Below are 19,557 nucleotides of genomic sequence, written 5' to 3'. Positions count from 1 at the left end.
TCTTCAATGAAAACACAGCATATATGTAACAAGACGTGTCAATCTTAACGCAGATCAAGAAACAAGAATCGTTATCATAATTAACTCATGAGGAAAATGGCTTGTCGGAAACGGTCCTACTGTCAATCACATGCGCTGTTAGATTGTTTCGATGAAGGAATGGGGTTGGCCAATGTATTCGGTTCCGTTTAGGGGCTTTGTAGACGCTTGTATGATGGGTATAAGCTTTACGTCGACTTTAATGTGTCAAATATTACCTATAGATACGGATTCTTTTAGCTTACCGGGCTCATTAAGTGAGTCAGATGCATCTAGCCTGCTGAAATTAAATTTTATGATAACTGTTTGTTTTATTGATGTTAAAGTGATTTCCGTGTAACGATTAGCTGTTTGCTTATGATTTTTTGAGAACGAGTAAGTAAAGATAGACAGTGTGTTTTCAGAGTGGTTATTACTTCTTTAATGAAAAAAGATAGAGGATATTTTGGAGTCCCAATGAAATTTATACCAATGATTGTCATTGCAGCTCTTATTTCATTTGGTGTAAAAGCAAATGACGCAAAGTTGTTGGAATTGACTGGTAAGGTGTATTATTACGCCGAAAACGATGACTTTGAGGCATTTGGAGATGTATTTACTACTTTAACTGAATACACTGTAAAAAAATATGGCCCTGAGTCTAAGGAGTATGCAACATCTTTTTACATAGGTTTATAAGGCACCTATAAGTTAGGAGAGTATGGCAATTCACAAGCCATGCTAGAGGTCGCACATAGATTAACGTTTAACAAATTTCCAGAGTTGAATAAAAAGTATACATAAAATACCTGGAATTGAAAAAAATAATGGAATCAGAAAGTAAGGATCTCGACGCTGCGTTTGATTTAGTCATGTCTGAATACTCGGTTTCTGAAGATAGCAAAGCATTTCTAGGCGCATTAAATTTTTAACTGAAGCACTTGCAGACAATGGACATTCAGAAATTTCTGCAGAGGTATCTGTTCTTTTAGAGAAGTTACATAATAATAATATACTTGATTCTTATTCTATGCTAGGGGAGTCAATAATATCTAGCATTGAAGCCAACACAAACCTAGTTAAGATAGATAACATTGAAAATAGAATAAAACAAGGGCTAGAACTCTGCGATTCATTTTTGTCGCGTCCTCATGATATATGCTTAAGGATAGATGCTCTCCATGTTGAATATATGCAGTCTAGAAATGACAAACTATTAGCACTAGATGTGGCAGTAAAGGCAAGAAAGGTTTTTGAGGAGCATGATATAGCCAAGCATCTATATTATATTGAAGCGATTGAGAGAGAAGCTAAGATATTATTTGATTTAAATCGATACCCTGAATCAATTGAAATTTCCACCAAAGCAATAGATTTGTTTGGGGTGAATGGAAAAGTAGTATCTCCATGCTTTTACTTCATGTTGTCAAGATCTTATGAGCAGGTTGGGGAAAGTGGTAAAGCCAAATCGATTCTAGATGATTTAAGAATATCTAATGGTGATAATGATTATTCTATGCAAGGGTGTGATTAATTTAATGTGTGGAGTTTATATGAAGACCATGATTATTATTTTTATTCTATCTTCTTTTGGAATTGTAAATAAAACGTACGCTTCAACGGATGAAATGGTTCTTAGCGTGAAAGGTATTGTGATTTCTGAAAAAGAGCGTAAGTTTAGACTAAACCTTGATGTGCCCGTTGTAGAAAGTGAAATAGAGCACAGTATCCTTAATGGATTCGGGGTTGAATGGCTAGTGGAAATAGAAAATGGTAATCCATTCATTCTAATATCAATAATAGATAATGGAAAAGAGATTAAGACTTTTGAATATGAGTCTTCTTGGGGAGAAGAAAGGCGGTTTATTTACATCAATAGCAAAAAGACACTGGCTTGTATTTGCTTAAAGTGGTGTTAAACCAGAAGTAAACATCGTTATGTCGCACCTATAAAATACTCGCTAAATACTGCGGTTTTGCGAGATAACCACTATTTACTCGAGCATGGCGCAATTGACATGATCCTACACAGGCATGAATTACGGCAGCGGATTGGTCGCCTTATCGCGAAGTTGATGAATGTAGACATTGCGCAGTTGGCTTGAGTCAACAAGTAAACGGCAGCGAGTTGCGCTGCCGTTTATGTTTGGGCGCGGGCTTAAGCGCCAATTACACCGTTATCATCACGTGTAATCATGATCACTGAAGAACGCGGAATACTGTTTCCACCATCAGGGAAGTGTGAAGGTTTCATATCTTCACCTGGGTGTTGGACGCCGACGAACATGGTTCTATGGTCCGGTGTGAAAGTGAGTCCGGTGACTTCGCAAGCGATAGGACCCGTGAGGAAACGACGAATTTCGCCACTCTCTGGATCTGCACACAGCATTTGATTGTTGCCCATGCCTGCAAAATTATCTTTGTTGTTGTATTTTCCGTCAGTCTGAATCCATAGACGACCCGCTTGGTCAAAGCCAATACCGTCGGGGCTATTAAACATGTTGTCCTTATTGATATTGTCAGAGCCAGCCATCAATGAGTCTTCAGGGTGCACTTCCGGGTTGCCTGCAAGGACAAAGATGTCCCACTCGAACTCATCAGAGAGATGGTTCCCTTTCATTGGACGCCAGCGGATAATGTGGCCATAAGGGTTCTTTTCTCGCGGGTTAGCAACATTCAGAGGCTGAGAGTCTCGTACACCACGGTACTTATTGTTGGTCAGTGTGACGAAAACTTGCTTGTTGTCAGGGTGAACCGCTACCCACTCAGGGCGATCCATTGTGGTTGCACCTACTTGCGTTGCCGCTTCTCGTGCAAAAACGAGTACTGAGGCTTGATCTTTGAAGCCATTTTCTGCCGTTAGGCCATTCTTTCCAAAGGTGAGTTCTAGCCATTTGCCTTTGCCGTGAGTCTCTCCTTCCTTGCCGTCAAATTGAGCGACGTAAAGGGTGCCATCTTCTAGCAAATTGAGGTTGGCGGTGTGAACACCTGCCTGATACTTGTTGCGTGAAACAAACTTATAAAGGTGTTCACCGCGTTCATCATCGCCGAGGTAGACAACAGCATGCCCGTCGTCGTTGAGTGTTAGCGCGGCATTTTCGTGTTTAAAGCGACCGAGTGCGCTGCGTTTTTTGGGAGTAGAGTTTGGGTTCATCGGATCGATTTCCACAACCCAGCCAAAACGATGGGGTTCGTTGGGGTGCTTTGCCATGTCGAAGCGCTCGTCATGTTTGTACCAATCGTAGCCCCAATCATTGTTTTTTAAACCATAGCGCGCATAGGTTTCGCCGAGTTTCTTATCATCTGAACTCGCAAAGTAACCATTAAAATTTTCTTCACAGGTAAGATACGTGCCCCAAGGTGTTTGACCATTCGCGCAGTTATTGAAGGTACCCAAAATTTTCTTTGCTGTGCGATCAAGGTTGGTTTCGAGTAGGGGGTGGCCAGCCGCAGGTCCTGTCATTTCCATTTCGGTGTAGGCAGTGATGCGGCGGTTAGCGCGACCCTCAAGGTTGACTTGCCATTTGCCATTCACTTTTTCCAACTCGACGATAGATACCCCATGGGCAGCTTGAGACTTGCGTGCGTCATCGGCAGAGATAGCTTTGCCTTGATGTGCAAAGAGATACTCAGGGTTAATGTATTCGTTGTTGACGGCGAGTACAGCGCGAGTATCTGAAACTGGAAAGAGCGTCATGCCGTCATTGTTATCGCCAAATTGTCTTTCTTGCGCTTTCGCATCATTGCTCTGGGCGAAGGCTGGCGCATCCTTAAAAAGAGGATCACCCCAAGAGATCAAGACTTCCGCTTTATAGCCTGGAGGCACTGTGATGTTGTCGGCAGTGGAAGCAGCAATGGCGGTAAACCCCATTAAGTTTTGGTTTGCCATGCTACCCGCGACAGCATTGGCAACCGGTGACGTCGCGAAAAAGCCCACGGTTCCAGCAGCAGTTGCTGTTTTTAGGAAACCACGACGGTTCATGGCCGCATCGATAAAACGGTTAAACTCGGGCTCACTGTCCAGTGGGCGTTGGTCGTGGTCGTTTTCTAGATCATGATTAAAGTTGCTCACAGTACCTTTCCTTGTTGTTGGTATATCGGACAATAAGTATGCGGCCGCTATGTTGCGGAAATGTTTAGGTTGTATGTCGATTCTGATATGGAGACGCCTAATAAATTAATTAAAACCCATTTTTAAAAATATAAAAGTAGATTTACCTGTACATTTTTTCTGAAACTATTGCGATGTTCCATTTATTCTTTGGAAATGTGTTCAGAAACTCATGCAGGTTAATTGAATCAATGATAAATCCCTACTTAATTAATAAGCACAACCGGTTGCGTATTTTGTTTATTAATTAGGTGTTAAGTGATGGATATTGATTGGATAGACCTTTATGGTTATAAGTGTCGTTATAGACATGCGAAGTCAAGTAAACCTGTACTTGTTTTTTTACCCGGTTCGATGCAAACAATTGAAAACTGTGATGATATTTTCTCAAAATTGTCAAAAGACTTTTGTATCTATCAACTTGAAGTTCCTGGAATAAGTGAAAGTGATTATCTTCCTGAAGAAAAAGACTTTCGATTTTTGGGACGGTGTGTAGAGAAGTTTTGTGAATCTTTATCACTTGACTGTATATCCTTGCTAGGGTTCAGTTATGGTGCTTTGGTCTCGTATGGTTTTATGCTTGAAAGCCAAAGAGTTAAGTGTGCCGCACTGGGAGGTGCATGCCGAAGACTCAATGAAAGTGCTACTTCTGATATTTTAGATGCCTATAAGCATAAAAAGGACAAACAGGCTTTTGCACAGTTTGTGACAGAAAGTTGGATGCCAGAAAATACTGGACGTTCGAAAGCGATTAAACGAGCTGTGGTCTCTGCTATTAGAAAAATGTCTGATGATATGTTGGATAAATACTTAGCTAACACAAAAAGAATTATTATTAATGAGCAAAACGAGCACAACACTCAACCAACACTGCTCTTTTGTGGCGATCGTGATGCCATGATTAGCCAGCAAGAAGTGACTGAGTGGTCAACCTATTTCTTAGATGCGAAAGTGCATTTTATTAAAAACTGCGGGCATTTATTTCATATCGAAGCTCGTGGCGAAGTTGTCGAGTTAACGAGGGATTACTTTTTAAGTCAAGGCGATGACTGGAAAGGGTTTAGCCTTGTCGGCACAAGTATCAGTGACCCGACCAATGAACGGGTGGAAATAGGAGGTGGCCGATGAAAGCACTCTATATTGGACTGCCCGCGGTAGGGCATGTCACGCCAGCGACGTCGTTGGTCAAAGCGCTGACAGAAAGAGGGCATGATGTGACGTTTTACTGTTCACATCACTTTGAAGAAAAAATTGCTGACACAGGCGCGACTTTCTCTTGTTATCCCGAGTTGAGTGATGAACATAAGGGGATAGCTTATGGGTTATTATCTTTAGGTAACTCCTTGCTAGATATTGCAGTTCAGCAAATGCCATTTTTAGTATCCGAAGTGAAGCGTTTAAAGCCAGATTATATTCTCTATGATTCAGTTGCTCCATGGGGCCGCTGTCTAGCAAAGGTAACAGGCTTACCAGCAGTTAACGTTGTTACAACGCCTGTTGTCAATAGAGCAATATTAATGTCTAGAAAACGGTGGGGTATCCCTTTAACTTATCTCTTGAAATTGTTTGAGTTTAAGTTTGATATTCGAAAGAAACTAACAATTCTGAATGAAGAGTTTAATTACCATGCTGGATTTTCGGATCTTTTTCTAATTGTGCAGAGATTAATTTAGTCTGTACTTCTCGTTTACTTCAACCCGATGCTGAACATTGTGGTGACAGTTATAAATTTGTGGGTGCTTTGCATAACTCACCGCCGAAATATGAGCGTGAAGATGCAGTGCCAAGACCTCTCATCTATATGTCTATGGGGACAATTGAATCGCAAGATAAGACATTATTTAACCGTCTTCTTTCGCTTATTTCAGATATATCAGAGTATGATTTCATTGTTTCTTTAGGTGGTCAGGATATTGAGGTTAATAGTGAGAATCTACCTAATAATATCTCTGTATATGCATCGGTGGATCAAAAATCGATATTGAGAAAAGCGAGCGCCTTTATTTCCCACGGTGGACAAAACAGCGTAAACGAGAGCCTTTTTTTTGGTGTCCCTTTACTCATTTTACCTCGAACAGATGAACGACGTTTGATAGCCGAGACTATTGAGTCATTTGGCGCAGCATTTGTTTTAGATGATAAGCGAATGAATGGAATTCAGTTTAGAGAGGCACTACTGCGCTTGGTCAATGAGCCCGATCTTGCTAACAAAGCAAGCTCGCTGGGCGACTCGCTTAGGCTGGCAGGTGGCGTGAATCGAGCATGCACCGAGATAGAAACCTATTTAGTTAACCACAAGACAATTTGTCACCAACAAGAAGGAACTGTGTAATGCCTACCTATGAAAATGACTTTATCTGCTTGCCTGAGCAACAAGAGTATCAACAAGCTGAAGATCTTGCTGCGTCATTGCGATGTCAAGGTTTGGAGATTGGTAACACGTCGATCATCTCCAATATTCCTCGGATTTGCTTTACTAAAATAAGAGATTCTGAAGGATATGCGCTGGATCCAACACTCTCTACACTGGATCGCCAGCGTTTTAATGGGGCGATTTCAATTGGCGAGCAGTGTTTTATCGAATCGCACAGTGATCGACCGCCTTTCCATAGTCAGTGCATGAAACTGACGTGCGTGCAAACCAATGACAATCCACCTGGGAAGATTATGATAGGTAATCGAGTCCACATGGCGGGCACTGCGATTGTGTCTTATCGCCATGTCGAAATTGGAGATAATGTGGGCATAGGCCCTATGGTGACCATTATGGATTGTGATGGGCACACTACGAAAGGTCGGGGCAATGACACCGAGATGGCAAGGCTCAGTGCTCAACCGGTCAAGATTGGCAGTGGTACGGGTATAGGAGCAGGGGCTTGGATAATGAAAGGTGTGACGATAGGGAAGAACTGTATGATTGGTGCGAACAGTGTCGTTGTGGGCGATATTCCTGATAACTGTGTGGCGTTCGGGAATCCAGCTCGTGTGGTACAAAGATTGAAAGAAGAGGAGATTTTCGCTTGATGGTGTTTTACACAACACTCAAGCCGCCTCAAAGTGCTTGTTCAGCGAGATTTTTTAGGTTTGTCCGCAAGGCATTACGTTGAAGATCTAGCGGACTAAATCAAAATGTACGCTTTGAGTCTAAGCGTCAAGGTCTCGCCTTGGCGCTTGTTTCGAATAAGGCAACACTCGAACATACGCTGGCATACTTACCTAGGGGTAGGGACTTAAATAAATTGTTATGTTATAACAACATCTGAGGTCAAGTTTTAAGGAGAAGCCACGTTATGTCATCTGCAGCAATACCAAGTAACTATCAGGAATGGAAGCACTGTATTACCGTAGAGTGTGGGCTAGAGTTAACCCCGGACTACATCTCACAACGAATTGAAGCGCTCCAAACCCCGAATGATCATTATACTAAGCAGTTTACGCGGCTGTATGGGGAACAATATTTAGCACAAGTGTTAGCTTGGTTTAAACAGGCAAGGGCTGAGGTCGCTTAGGTACGCGGTGTGGTGATGGTTAAACACTCGGGACGATAAGAACACAAGCAGCAGCCTCGGAAGCGCTGTTGTCTGGTTATACTCAAGCACCTTGAGGTGGCTTGAGTATTAATCATAACTTCAAATAGGCGCTGTTGGCTTTAAACTCTTTATCAAATAGTCGATGTAAGGTGTTGTTTCGCCTATCTATTTTTGCTTCAGTTTTACTATCAAATATCATGATGACATCATCTGCTCGGGTATATGCTGGCCAGAAAGGCAACGTTCCGCCATTTGGGTTGCCGGTTTTAGCAAAGTTTACCCAAGCGCTCGACATCAAATCGGCCAACGCTCTGTCCTCTTTGGTCCAAGGTCTATCAAGGGTATCGAGATTGTTGAAGGCATAGACCAAATCTCCCATGTGATAGGCGCCATGTTGTTCGCTAAATTTTCCGGATGGTGCTTTGCGAAATGCATAGAGATAGACAGGTTCGGTGCCAGTGTTATTTTGCTGGCACGCCCACTTTCTCGTCGCCCAGTGAATTGATTCGGTTTTCGCAGCAACAAAATTGTCCCAAGCTTCACCGTCTGTTTTTGCTGGATAGCGTTTTAGATATTCTTGGGCGACATCACCAAATGTGCTTTTCGCCCATATTGAAAATGTATTGAGTTTAATGACACCCCGAGGCATTGTCGCTGCTTCGTCGGATGTACCTCCGATAAGCATAGGTACATCAATCTGTTGCCCTTTGTCATAGATGCTAGTTACGCTGTCTGGGAGCAGCCAGCCATCAACAACTGGCCAAGCTTTATAAGGTTTTGACAGCAATTCTTCAGGTGAGCGCTTTCTGAGCTGATGAATAGACGTTGCACCCAAACTGTCCGCGTATCGAATGCCTGCTGCTTCGCTGTTTTCAAGCGTTGCATGCCCTTTCATCGCAAAGACTGAGCCGCTTTGGGCAATAATTTTGTGAAATAGCCCCTTTGCTTTCGGTGATGCAGATAAGAGATGTGTGCTGATTGCTCCCGCAGAGAGCCCAGAAATTGTGACGTTACATTTATCACCATTAAACTGACCGATATTGCGCTGCACCCATTTTAACGCTGCGATTTGATCAAGTAAGCCATAGTTTCCGGATGTGCGGTTAGGTGATTCTCGCGTTAAATCAGGATGTGCCAGAAATCCCAGTACACCGATTCGGTAGTTTATGGTGACAACCACGACGCCCTTTTTAGCCAGCTCGGTTCCATCGATTGAGGTATCACTGCCTGACCCCCAAACAAAACCACCGGGGTAGAACCATACTAGCACGGGTAAACGTTGGCCATTATTTGCCTCTGGCGCCCAGATATTGAGGTATAAGCAGTCTTCATCATAAATATGCGGTCTAGGCAAGAATTCTTTTTGATAAAAGGAGCCTTTCTCTGGCGGTATTTGGATGCTAGATGCGCCATATTCTTTGGCTGAGCGAACGCCATGCCACGGTTTAACGGATTCAGGGGCTGCCCAGCGGAGATGGCCGACAGGAGCGGCTGCAAAAGGAATGCCCTTAAAAACGGAGATATTGGTCTGTCGATCAATGCTTCCTAGCAGTCTACCATTATCGATTTGAATTTCTTTGTCGTATACCATGTGAAAAAGAGACCAGCATCAGGGATACTGGTCTGCGTCTAAGATTAGAAGTCAAGTTCTACCAACAAGCCGACCGTGCGGGCTTTTTGTAGCAGTGGAGAATTGGTATAGACCACTCTTCGTGCTTCGTAGAGGATGACGTCGTCGGCATCGAACAGGTTATTTGCAAATAGCTTGATGTGTCCGTAATCGAAGTTGTAGGTAATCGACGCATTAACGGTAGTGTAACTAGAGATTTTTCCCAGAGCATCATTGTTTGTGGTTGAGTAATAGTCACCAACGTACTGAACATTACCATTGAACTCGACATCACCTAACCAATAATTGATTCCAGCTGTGCTGGTAAACTTTGGTGCACGAGCAAATTGTTTGCCGTCATAGGCATTTTTGTAAGTATCTCTAATTTTTGACTTCAATAAGCCCATGTTAGCGAACACACTGAGATCGTCTGTTGCATACCAGTCCATAGTCGCTTCTGCACCATAGGACCTTGCACTATCCAAGTTTGAGATCTCTGCGCCTGTTAACTGTTGCAAATCGTCGTAGTCGTTATAAAACAGATTTGTTGTCAGTTGCAGGCTTTGATCCATTAAACGGTGGCGCGTAAAGAACTCATAGTTCCACACCGATTCTTCGTCAAATAGGTAGTTTGTATTCTCGTTGAAATCAATCCCAGCGCCGCCTGAGCTAAATCCTTTTGCGGCACTCACACCAAAAGTGTTATTGCTATCGAAGTGCCATGCCAAGGCGAGCTTGGGCAAGAAGTTGGAGTAGGTCTCATCAAGGTCCAGAGCAAACGCACCATTCCCTCCTCGTCTAAAGCGTTTTTCACTTTCATAGCGGCCGACTGCGGTGAGCACCAAGCTAGGGCTTAAGTTATAAATAGCTTGTAAGTAAGCAGATTGGGTCTTGGTCTTATCTTCGTAGCTACCCATTCCATCAATAAAGTCATCTTGGCGATTACTGAAATATCTTACTCCGACCAAAAGATCCAGTTGTTCTGAATCAGAGAGGTATCTCAGTGATGGTTCAATATGGTGCTCTTTACCTTCAATTTTCGCAGTGAATCTATCGCCAGTTGGCACAATACGATCGATTTCAAAATCGGTATAGTTGGCGTTAAGTGTGAGCTCAACGTTAGGTGTTACTCCATAGGTGAGGTCCCATACATAGCTGTCCGACTTACCTTCATAAACTGGACGCTTGGAAGGGAAGGGGGCATTGGGTGAATCATCGGGTTCATACTGGCCTTGCGGCGCGCGATTGTTATTGTGCGAAATGGAAATCGTCGAAGAGAGATCCGGGATCTTACTTGGCTCAACCAGTAACTTAGCGCGAATGACATTTGATTCGATTTCTTTTGAATCACCTGCGGGCTCAAAGCTCACCAATGCGACGGCACTCTCTTGGTACTGCCTATCAGCACTGATACGAAAAGCGACCTGATCATCGACAAGCACGTCGTTATAGACAATGGCGGTCTGCTGTAGGCTATGGTTTCCCAAACCGGCTTTAGCGGCGAATTGACGCTCAAAAATAGGCGCGTTGGATTTTAGGACTACCGTACCCGCAATGGAGTTTCGGCCTTGAATGTAACTTTGTGGGCCAAGATACACCTCTGCTTGCTGCATATCCCACATTGAATTTGGGCCATAGGCGAGTTCATTGTAGGTCAGCGAGCGTCCATCCAAAGAAACGTTAAGTCTGGGTTTTGAGCCTGAAATGAAGGCGGCGGCTCCCACGCCGGGCCCGGAGCCATCAACGCCTCGTATGGTCGCAATTTGGTTACCGTAACCCGTATCGACAATGTTAGGGCTCATTCTCAGTAAATCCTGCGTGGTATTAATGCCCTTTTGCTGCATTGCGTCTTGGTCATAAACGATGACACTTGCGCTTGTTTCTTGGAGTGAACGCTCAGACTTGTCACCGTAAACGACGACTGCTGGCACCATTCCGTCTGTCGTTTCTTCTGTGGCAACGGCAATCCCTGCGTGCATACCAAAACAGGCAACCGTGATTGATGCTGCGAGGGTGCTGAGAGGGTGTTTGGTTGGCTGGCTTTTCAGTAAGCGCTCCGTGCGCAGTAATTCCATTTGGTCATTCTCCTAGAGTGTTGTGGGTCGCCATATTACAAGCGTTGATGGCTCGTATAACTTCATTGTTAAGTGCGTGGGAGATACAGCTTGGCCTTCTAAAGCGCATGTCCCTTGTAGATAAAGTCCTAGTTATCGTGACGTCATAGTATGATTTTGATAACCATTCTCATTGGTGGGCGTAGTTTACTAACTGTTATAGGCTCATACTTCTGAATTTGTGCTTTTCGTTCAGGCAAGCAATTAGAGTTTTGGGTGATCGCTATGATGGCGAGTTTGGCCGAATGGAGAATAAGAAGAGTGCGGAAAAATACACCTGATGATTCAGGGGGAATCATCAGGTGAGTGTCGATGAGTATATAGCCAAAGAGGTCAGGTAAAACCGAGAAAACCTCTCTGACTCAGCCTCTGACGCTGCTTGGGGTGAGCCTAAGAAACAAGGTCAGCGCGGGTAATAGTCACTTTATGGGTGAGATAAGTATTCTCCCACTGTCGGGGGCTATAGGGCATTGGGTACAGCGATTTATCCAGAAACATTTGCAACTGACAGCTACGTGCTTCTGAACCTACGCCGTCGCGCTGACCGTGTGCCAATAACACCTGTGGGCAAATCGTATCTCCTTGCCACTCAGTTAACTGAAGATAGGCAGTGCCAAATAAGATGTAGGAAAAGCCGTCACGTGTTAGTTCAGCGGGCATTTCGCCGTTGAGCAGGCCTTGCTCATAAGATCCACCATGCATCGCGATAGGGCGGTTGTCAGCAGTCTGATAGAGCACGGTCCCCCACGCAGCATTTAAGGTAAAGCCAAGTTGCTCTAATTCTGTGATGGAGTGCTCCAGTGCCGCCACTATGAATTGTTGGCTTTGTAATGAGGTGGAGAGTTCAGATTCCACTTCAGGATCACCAAATCCGCTCACTTTAACGAGTTTGGCCCTTACAACCTTCCCCCATAGCTGATGAAACAGAAGTGCACCGCGACTGTCGGCGTTGTTCTTGCGATCCCAGTTTGCTAATACCTGAAAGGCGTGCTTGAGTGGCGTTGAGCAATCGTTGGGTTCTAGCGTCAAGATCCAATCTAGGAAGGTTTCTGCAGCATAGTTTCGGTTATCAAACACGACTTCGAGTGCTTGCTGAGTGTCTATCTTGCCGTTTGCACTGATCTCTTGCATTCGCTTATTTGACATGATGAGGCGAGGATCATAGTCAAGTCTTGCGGCGGCTAAGGTATGCTGTTGTCTATGCTGACCAAAAACTGATGGATAGTCAGGTTGCTGCTGACCAAATTCGCTGTACTTATAGCTATTATTGGTATTGTGGATGATGCCACGCGAGACAATGTTCGGATAAAAAGATTTGGCCGCTTGTAGAGGTCGTTGGTTTTGATCACGGAAGGTATTTTTAGACTGAGTTCCGTCTAAGACGTTAAATGCAACGCCTTCAATACCAACGTGCGCATCTGCCATCGCTTCGTCGGTGATTGGCGGAACATTACCAGCGATCACATACCCCACATCGCCATGTTTGTCTGCAACAACAAGCTGACAAAGCACACCGCGGTGTTGCTCTATCTGCTCGATAAATGCTCTTGTTGAACGCGCTTTTGCCGCCGATAAAAACTGATCTAACCCCTTGGCGTTGCACTCGCCCGGGTTGGTCATTGCGTACCAGCCAGCGGGCTTGTTGGGCGATTGGGGAAGCTTGAAAAGTGTCCCTAAATGGGATTGAGCAAACGCGTAGGATTGCGTGGTAACTTGACCTGATTCTTGCCGTGTTTCAATCTCGATGACGCGTAGCGTCGCAGATTGATAGTTGCCATCCACTAAGTACTTAATCGTGTCTTGTTCAAACTTAACGTCCATGAGCTGCATGATATAAGGCGTTACCGTCGCGGCATCCAAGATACTCCATGAGACATCGGCGTTGTAGCCCGTCAGCGGTAGCGGAAAGCCCAAGAAGGTGCTGCCTGCGACATCAAGTTCACCCGGAATGGTGAGCTGGCACTGGTGCATATAAATACGCAATTGATGCGGGTTTCTTTGCCAAGCGGAATGGGGATTGCCCATCAAGATGGCGCCACCACCTTCAACAACATCGCCACCGTACGCCCAAGCATTGCTACCAAAACCGCCTTCAACGTCAACTGGGGAATCATGCGGTGACAGACTATCGCTTGATGTATTCCCGTCAATACAGTTGGCAGTAGCAAGAAGATGCGGCCCAATCTCGATTAACTCCTTCATGATCCCAAAGCGCATGGTAAAGCGCACAACATCCTCAACTTCAAATCGCACCGTCGGCTCTTGGCCGATAATCTGCTGGCGCTGTGTTTCAGAGAGATTATCAACAAAGAAATTTAGGCCATTGACGTAGCCAACAATATAATCTTGGGTTTCTGGGTTTAGCCGCTCCAGTTCTTCTTTAACCCACTCGTCGGGCACCCTAAGCTTGAACATCAAGTCAGAGTTCAGATTAGTCGTTTTTAGGAAGCCTAAGGTCGAGAAGGCGTCTGGCCCATAGTATTTGGAGCGCTGACCACGCATGGCAATAGCCTGCCCAAGGAGTTCCACGAGCCTATCTCGGGCATGGGCGTACCCGTAGCCAAAGCCTAAGCTCTCGTAGTTATTTGCTAGGATACGAGGCACGTCCTTATCGGTCCAAACGATCTCTACTTGGTCAAACTTTCCCTGATTTTCATAGGTTAACGTTTTGCTTTCTGGAACAGGTTGAGAAAACTGAGTCATGCTTTTTTAACCCTAATAGCGACGATTAACTGACATTTGCCCAACAGCGGGTATAAGCAACAAACGAGTCCGTTTGATAGTTGCTACGCTGCTTTCTCAATGTCCTTTTCTTTTGATATGATAATCATTATCATTACCGAACAGGCAATGATACGAAATATTGTCTCTCTTTTCTTCTGAATTTGTGCTTTTTTAAACTCAAGTGACCACAAAATGCTTGTTCAGTGAGAATGCCTAGGCTGATCAGCAAGGCGTGGTTGGAAGTTCTAATGCTTGAAAATTTAGTGTTTGAAGGTCTCGTGGCCGAAGGCTTAGCGATCTAGATCGAAAAACACGCATCGAAAGCGTACTGAGAACAGCACGCTGTGCGTTGAATCTGATTAGAAATAAGTTATTGATAGATAAATAGTTTATATATGGAAGTAGAAAACAAAACGATAAACAGAGCCATTGAATATATACTCGACAACCTTACCAGTGAATTAGGTGTTGAAGAGGTGGCAGGGCATTGTAATTTATCGAAGTTTCACCTTGGTCGGTTGTTTAAAGATTCGACAGGTGAAAGTATCTACGCCTTGATCAAGCGTTTGAAAATGGAAGATAGCGCCATTGTGCTTGGCACAAATACAGGCAATAGTATTACCCATATTGGCTTAGGCTACGGATATAGTTCATCCAACTACAGCTCAGCGTTTAGCAAGCACCACGGGCTTTCTCCTGCAAAGTTTAGAAAACTAAAGAAAACCAACAAGTTTGACGTGGTAAACCATGTTGATGGCAAAGAGTTTATTTATCAACCATTTGAATATTATGATGAAAATGTAGTAATTCAAGACTTGGAAGATATACGCGTACTCTATCGGCGTTTCATTGGTCACTATGATGACCTTGTCCAACATTGGCCGAAGTTTATCGACGACCACCGTAGCCTAGTCCAAGATTACTCACAGTTAATTGATGTCTGTTATAGCGATCCGAATATCACAGAGAGAAATCGCTGTATCTATGATATCTGTATAAAAATCGACGCTGACACGCTGATACCGCCACATATCACCACGGATACGCGCATTCTCAAAGGTGGGAAGTTTGCCACTTATTCTGCGAAAGGTAATTCAAGCGAAATTTCTCATGATTATAAAGGGATGTTTAATGTCTGGTTGCCGAACAGTGGTTATAGCTTGGACAATAGAACCCGATTTGATGCATATAAAGTCGTCAATCCAGTCGATAAATACTTCGAAGTTGATATCAACCTCCCCATTCAGTAGGAAAGCACAACCTGATTCTTGAGTGGCACTTTCTTAAACAAAGCCGCGGGTTATGAAAACGTAGCCCGTGACGCGCACTTTATCGACACTCGCGTTCCTGTGGTTCATTCTGATATACGCGCTCCCTCAGGCACGATGATAGGCAGGTCTGTGCAGCCGAAGTCTAAACCAAACTGACTTAACAGACAGGTTAGCTGACCTCTGTGATGGGTTTGATGATTGAAAATATGTTGGCAAAACTCACCCACTGTTCGTTCAATTTTCTGTCCTTCGGTTGTCGTATAACTGACTACTTGGTGACAACTATCGGCGCTTAATTGATTCGTGATATCAATGTAAATTGAGTCTACAAGTGCTCGTAATGCAAAGAGTTCATCCAGATTCGATACGAAGGTGTCAGAAACTGACTGAGAAATGGGTAACTTCTCTAGAACCGCTGGTTCGACTGCCACTAACTCGTTATCGACAAGACGCTGAAGCATGATTAAGTCACCGAACAAGAGATGATTCCAGTGAGCCATAATTGTCGGGAAAAAGGCGTGAGTATTCTGATGTAACTGTTCATGAGTCAGCTTACTGCACACATGAAGCAATTGCTTATTCATGCGCTGGTTGTATAGCGCCAACATTCTGAAATTTGAAGATAAATCCATTTGATCTCCCAAGTATCTAATAGTGACTTCGATTGCGATTGAAGTCGCCGAGCGTTAAGCGTCCTTGCTAAGCTATTTTCTATGAATATGCTGAAATACACGCTGAAGTTTGTTGCTATGGAACCCGACAGCCTCATAGAATTTATGTGATTCCACCCTAAGCTCATTGCAACGCACTCTCATTTTTCCATCATTTTTATCCTGCGCGAACTGCACTAAGTGTTTACCTACACCACGACCTCGAAAATCAGGGGAAACAACTAAACCGCAAATTTCGAAATAATTATCAGAGGCAAGTCGGCGAGCATAGGAAAGATGCAACCACCCAATAATATGACCGTCAATTTCTGCAACATAGACTTGATCTAGGGTAGTGTTGAGTAGCTCTTCGAGCTTTGACGATGCGCTGGAGGAAGAGAGCTCTGCATAACCAAGATGCTTAGAGACTTCATTGATACCAAATCCATCTGACCCTAAAGCATTTCTGATGATGAATTCCATTCTACATTTCCTTTTAGATCATAATGCCGCGTCCTAGCGGATATTCTCATTTATTCATTTATAAACGATGAGATAAACGCATATTACCTTCACTGATCGAATGATTATCGCCAAACAATATACAACTCAGGGAATCGGCGATGCGCGGTATTCAAATAATACCGCATTCTGTAGAGAATCAACGCCCTAGCATTCACAAAAAACGTGATGTCTCTGGTGCTTGCCATCAAAATCGGGCTCAATGGCGTAGATCTCACGCTCACCAAGTTAAGCCATGAAGTGAGAAGTCACCAGCGATATTGAATATCAGGAACCTTATATCGCTGGGCTGTTATGTAAGTTTGTCAAAGCGCATCTTCCCGCAGTTTGCACAATAACTTGCTTTTCTTGTTCTGAGTAGGTGACCACAGTTGCCACATTCAGGCCCCAGTCGCTTAGGCGGAGTTGGTAGATTGTATCGAAATGGACACCCGGCATACCAGTTAGCTCTTCGAATAAATGGGTTGTTTCAGGCTTACAGTTAAGTCGCGCCTCCTTCAAGCTGCACCCATGCTCTTCTCGATAGTTCTGAATCGCAATTTTAGCATCCATAAGGTGTGGCGAAACAATGTCCCATTCATGCTCTTCGAGAAATGGCATTAATTTTCCGTCACACTTCCAGCAGTAGTACTTTTTCATGATTATGTGGCTGCACTTCGAATTGATTTGTATCTATCAGCATGAGCATTGCCCATCAGGTTCGCAGCTTCAACTAAATGACTCTAAAACTGCTTTGATGGAGGCGGGTTATCTTCTATATACACTTTAGATTCGCGTCATTGTACGTTGTTTTTAGTCAGCTTTCTTTTGTAATACAGTCCTTGAAGGAGCATGAGCATCATACCGATTGCTACGATTGCTGAGATTTTCAGCCCAGATAGGTCAGCGTCGTTGAGCAATAAAAAGAGTAGGATCCCTGTAATCGGGGTGAGTACGAATGAACGCTTCATCTTTTCTTGAACGGTGAGGTTCCACCAAAACAGTTTTTTCATTGTAAAGTTCCTTGTTTACGAAATAGCAACGTTCCATTAACTGTGTGCTAAACAGAAGTTTTCTTGATCGCTTGCGTCTGGGTCAAAGACAGTTACTTTAAAATTATCATGAAGATTATACTGCCCAATTGAGCCTCTAACTAGAGTAGACATGGCTGCTTTCGCAGTTGCACATAGTAATCTTAAAGTCAGATCAGAACGTTCGTCTGAACTGGAATAATTTTCCAACATCTCCTGACCTAGCCTGTCTAAATAAGGGCTAGGAGGTAAAAGCTCATGATTGAATGCGTACAGCTTCCAATTGGCGATATCGTATTTATCTTCCAATTTGTCGCTTGATGTTAGAAAGCTTAGTTCGAAGCAGCCATGCCATGGGAAGCAGCCAACATCAAATGCCAGAATTTCGTATTTTGAAAAGAATTCTTGATGATCAATTAGGTATGAAGAGATAGCTTTTGCTAACTCTTGAGAGTAATTATCGATATCCACTATTCACCCTAAACACTTCACGCTCTATATACGTTTTTTCCGCACAACATCCTTAAACTTATGTCCGTATAACCTACCATATTTAATATGAGGTGATTAACTTTAACTAGTCAAAACAGGGCATCATCACAAAAATCATGAGCCGCATATTTCACATCATGTGGAAAGCCCCCAGAACTCTATACACTCTCAAGCTTCTGAAAAAACTGTCTTTCATAGTCATTTGGTGACAGTCCACCATTAGTACCATTATTTCGTCTGGGATTGTAAAAACACTCGATATAATCAAATATCTCTGAGCGCGCTTCAGCGCGGGTTTTGTAGATTCTTTTCTTTACTCGATCTTTCTTAAGCAGAGAGAAAGAGCTTTCAGCAACAGCATTGTCATGGCAGTTTCCTTTTCGACTCTTGCTGATTTCCATATTGTGCACTTTCAGGAAGCTCTTCCAATCATCCGACGTATATTGAACCCCTTGATCAGAGTGGATCAGAACCTTGCTTTTGGGTCTTCTACGCCAAATAGCCATCAACAATGCATCGATGACTAGGTCAGATTTGGGACTACTTTTCATTGTCCAACCAACCACTTTCCGAGAAAATAAGTCGATGACAACCGTCAAGTATAGCCATCCTTCGTGCGTCCGGATGTAGGTGAAATCAGTTACCCAAGCTCGGTCTGGCTTATCAACGTTAAATCCCCTGTCTAGGACGTTTGGAGCGGCGACATGAGGCTTACCTCGACCAAAGCCTAAGTGGCGCTTATAGCCTCGCACCGCTTTTATATTGGCTTGCTTCATCAAGCGATAAACCCTGTTCTTTCCACAAGATTCACCATCACTTCGAAGATCGATAGTGATATTGCGATAGCCATAAACACATCCACTCTCAAGCCAAAACTGCTTAATTTTACCGAGTAAACGTTGATCCTCTTTCGCGCGACAACTCAGTGGCTTGCGCTGCCACGCATAGAATCCACTACGTTGGATTTCAAGGATTTGGCACATCACTTTCAAAGGGTATCGCTGAAGTCGCTCGCTTATGAACGTGTACTTTTCTTTGACTCCCCGGCAAAGTACACGGCGGCTTCCTTTAATATGTCCCTTTCCATGGTCACCCGCTTAAGCTCGGCTTTTAGCTTCCTGAGCTCAGCGTTATGATCATCTTCTTGCTGTCGTTGCTCTGCAGGCTTTTCATATCTTTTAACCCAGTCGCAAAGCGATTTGTAGCTCACTCCCAACCGCTCAGCGGTTGAGTTAAGTGTATGACCGTGCTTAGTGACTTGTTCAACGGCTTGGATTTTGAACTCTTCTGTGTAGCGTTTTCCGCTCATAACAACACCTCATAGTTTGCTGAATTATATAACTATTAAGTGTCTAGGGAAGTGGGGTCTTACCAGTTGGGATACATTGATGTGAGTGAAAATCAGATGAAAATTTGTTTAAGCTAGCTCTATAAATACAAGGCATATGCTTGACATATGCTGGTTGGTATTCATACTAATCACATGTTGGGCATATGTCAGTGTGT

Annotated in this window: 19 protein-coding genes and 1 pseudogene; 10 read left to right on the top strand and 10 right to left on the bottom strand. The window is 43.8% G+C overall.

Annotation, left to right across the window (positions count from 1 at the left end; all coding sequences use genetic code 11):
- Positions 1 to 495: 495 nt before the first annotated feature.
- The 4 genes and pseudogenes from TSUB_RS22050 to TSUB_RS25125 form a co-directional block, all read left to right on the top strand.
- Entirely contained in the window at positions 496 to 717 is a 222-nt protein-coding gene (locus tag TSUB_RS22050; protein ID WP_087024750.1) for a hypothetical protein, read from the top strand.
- 331 nt (positions 718 to 1,048) lie between these two features.
- Positions 1,049 to 1,552 (top strand): hypothetical protein, encoded by a 504-nt coding sequence (locus TSUB_RS22045; RefSeq protein WP_221274600.1) that lies wholly within the window; start codon positions 1,049 to 1,051, stop codon positions 1,550 to 1,552.
- 19 nt (positions 1,553 to 1,571) lie between these two features.
- Positions 1,572 to 1,937 carry a hypothetical protein gene (locus TSUB_RS22040; protein WP_221274599.1) on the top strand — a complete coding sequence of 122 codons (366 nt, stop codon included), beginning with the start codon at positions 1,572 to 1,574 and terminating at the stop codon, positions 1,935 to 1,937.
- A 66-nt stretch (positions 1,938 to 2,003) separates the two neighbouring features.
- Positions 2,004 to 2,123 (top strand): annotated as a pseudogene (locus TSUB_RS25125) (acetyl-CoA carboxylase, carboxyltransferase subunit beta); the annotation flags it as partial.
- A gap of 53 nt (positions 2,124 to 2,176) precedes the next feature.
- On the opposite strand, the gene TSUB_RS22035 reads toward TSUB_RS25125, so the two are convergent.
- Positions 2,177 to 4,090: a PhoX family protein gene (locus tag TSUB_RS22035; protein WP_414718388.1), complete on the bottom strand. Its 1,914-nt coding sequence runs from the start codon at positions 4,088 to 4,090 to the stop codon at positions 2,177 to 2,179.
- 300 nt (positions 4,091 to 4,390) lie between these two features.
- On the opposite strand from TSUB_RS22035, the gene TSUB_RS22030 reads away from it, so the two are divergent.
- From TSUB_RS22030 to TSUB_RS22010, 5 genes are all read left to right on the top strand, one after another.
- A complete protein-coding gene (locus TSUB_RS22030; protein ID WP_087022703.1) occupies positions 4,391 to 5,257 on the top strand; it encodes an alpha/beta fold hydrolase in 867 nt (288 codons plus the stop codon).
- Positions 5,254 to 5,802 carry a glycosyltransferase gene (locus TSUB_RS22025; RefSeq protein WP_221274598.1) on the top strand — a complete coding sequence of 183 codons (549 nt, stop codon included), beginning with the start codon at positions 5,254 to 5,256 and terminating at the stop codon, positions 5,800 to 5,802. The genes TSUB_RS22030 and TSUB_RS22025 overlap by 4 nt, the downstream gene beginning before the upstream one ends.
- A 59-nt stretch (positions 5,803 to 5,861) precedes the next feature.
- Positions 5,862 to 6,461, top strand: a complete 600-nt coding sequence (locus TSUB_RS22020; RefSeq protein ID WP_343231781.1) for a glycosyltransferase — start codon at positions 5,862 to 5,864, stop codon at positions 6,459 to 6,461.
- Positions 6,461 to 7,153 carry an acyltransferase gene (locus TSUB_RS22015; RefSeq protein WP_087026361.1) on the top strand — a complete coding sequence of 231 codons (693 nt, stop codon included), beginning with the start codon at positions 6,461 to 6,463 and terminating at the stop codon, positions 7,151 to 7,153. The genes TSUB_RS22020 and TSUB_RS22015 overlap by 1 nt, the downstream gene beginning before the upstream one ends.
- A gap of 266 nt (positions 7,154 to 7,419) precedes the next feature.
- Positions 7,420 to 7,638, top strand: coding sequence for a hypothetical protein (locus TSUB_RS22010; protein ID WP_087026358.1), 219 nt, complete (start codon positions 7,420 to 7,422; stop codon positions 7,636 to 7,638).
- A 112-nt stretch (positions 7,639 to 7,750) separates the two neighbouring features.
- Here the strand turns inward: TSUB_RS22010 and TSUB_RS22005 are convergent, their stop codons facing one another.
- The 3 genes from TSUB_RS22005 to TSUB_RS21995 form a co-directional block, all read right to left on the bottom strand.
- The gene (locus TSUB_RS22005; protein WP_087026355.1) at positions 7,751 to 9,250 is read right to left on the bottom strand and encodes a carboxylesterase/lipase family protein; all 1,500 of its coding nucleotides are present in this window, start codon (positions 9,248 to 9,250) and stop codon (positions 7,751 to 7,753) included.
- Between the two features lie 44 nt (positions 9,251 to 9,294).
- A complete protein-coding gene (locus TSUB_RS22000) occupies positions 9,295 to 11,343 on the bottom strand; it encodes a TonB-dependent receptor (protein WP_087026352.1) in 2,049 nt (682 codons plus the stop codon).
- 429 nt (positions 11,344 to 11,772) lie between these two features.
- Positions 11,773 to 14,085 carry a penicillin acylase family protein gene (locus tag TSUB_RS21995; RefSeq protein WP_087026349.1) on the bottom strand — a complete coding sequence of 771 codons (2,313 nt, stop codon included), beginning with the start codon at positions 14,083 to 14,085 and terminating at the stop codon, positions 11,773 to 11,775.
- Positions 14,086 to 14,501: 416 nt separating this feature from the next.
- On the opposite strand from TSUB_RS21995, the gene TSUB_RS21990 reads away from it, so the two are divergent.
- Positions 14,502 to 15,356 (top strand): AraC family transcriptional regulator, encoded by an 855-nt coding sequence (locus TSUB_RS21990; protein WP_087022319.1) that lies wholly within the window; start codon positions 14,502 to 14,504, stop codon positions 15,354 to 15,356.
- Positions 15,357 to 15,460: 104 nt separating this feature from the next.
- On the opposite strand, the gene TSUB_RS21985 is transcribed toward TSUB_RS21990, so the two are convergent.
- From TSUB_RS21985 to TSUB_RS21960, 6 genes are all read right to left on the bottom strand, one after another.
- Entirely contained in the window at positions 15,461 to 16,009 is a 549-nt protein-coding gene (locus TSUB_RS21985) for a DinB family protein (protein ID WP_087022316.1), read from the bottom strand.
- A 72-nt stretch (positions 16,010 to 16,081) separates the two neighbouring features.
- Positions 16,082 to 16,510: a GNAT family N-acetyltransferase gene (locus TSUB_RS21980; RefSeq protein WP_087022314.1), complete on the bottom strand. Its 429-nt coding sequence runs from the start codon at positions 16,508 to 16,510 to the stop codon at positions 16,082 to 16,084.
- Positions 16,511 to 16,825: 315 nt separating this feature from the next.
- On the bottom strand, positions 16,826 to 17,149 hold the full coding sequence (locus TSUB_RS21975; protein WP_087022312.1) for a hypothetical protein: 324 nt from the start codon (positions 17,147 to 17,149) through the stop codon (positions 16,826 to 16,828).
- 176 nt (positions 17,150 to 17,325) lie between these two features.
- The gene (locus TSUB_RS21970) at positions 17,326 to 17,541 is read right to left on the bottom strand and encodes a hypothetical protein (protein WP_087022309.1); all 216 of its coding nucleotides are present in this window, start codon (positions 17,539 to 17,541) and stop codon (positions 17,326 to 17,328) included.
- A gap of 36 nt (positions 17,542 to 17,577) precedes the next feature.
- A complete protein-coding gene (locus TSUB_RS21965) occupies positions 17,578 to 18,030 on the bottom strand; it encodes a hypothetical protein (protein ID WP_087022307.1) in 453 nt (150 codons plus the stop codon).
- Between the two features lie 179 nt (positions 18,031 to 18,209).
- Positions 18,210 to 19,360 (bottom strand): IS3 family transposase gene (locus tag TSUB_RS21960; protein ID WP_087022304.1). Its coding sequence is split into 2 segments (ribosomal slippage): positions 18,210 to 19,123 and positions 19,123 to 19,360, totalling 1,152 coding nucleotides; the frame shifts between segments, so codons are not numbered across the junction.
- Positions 19,361 to 19,557: the final 197 nt, after the last annotated feature.

The organism is Thaumasiovibrio subtropicus (genome assembly GCF_019703835.1).
Classification (GTDB): domain Bacteria; phylum Pseudomonadota; class Gammaproteobacteria; order Enterobacterales; family Vibrionaceae; genus Thaumasiovibrio; species Thaumasiovibrio subtropicus.
This window is presented reverse-complemented; position numbering and strand designations above follow the sequence as displayed.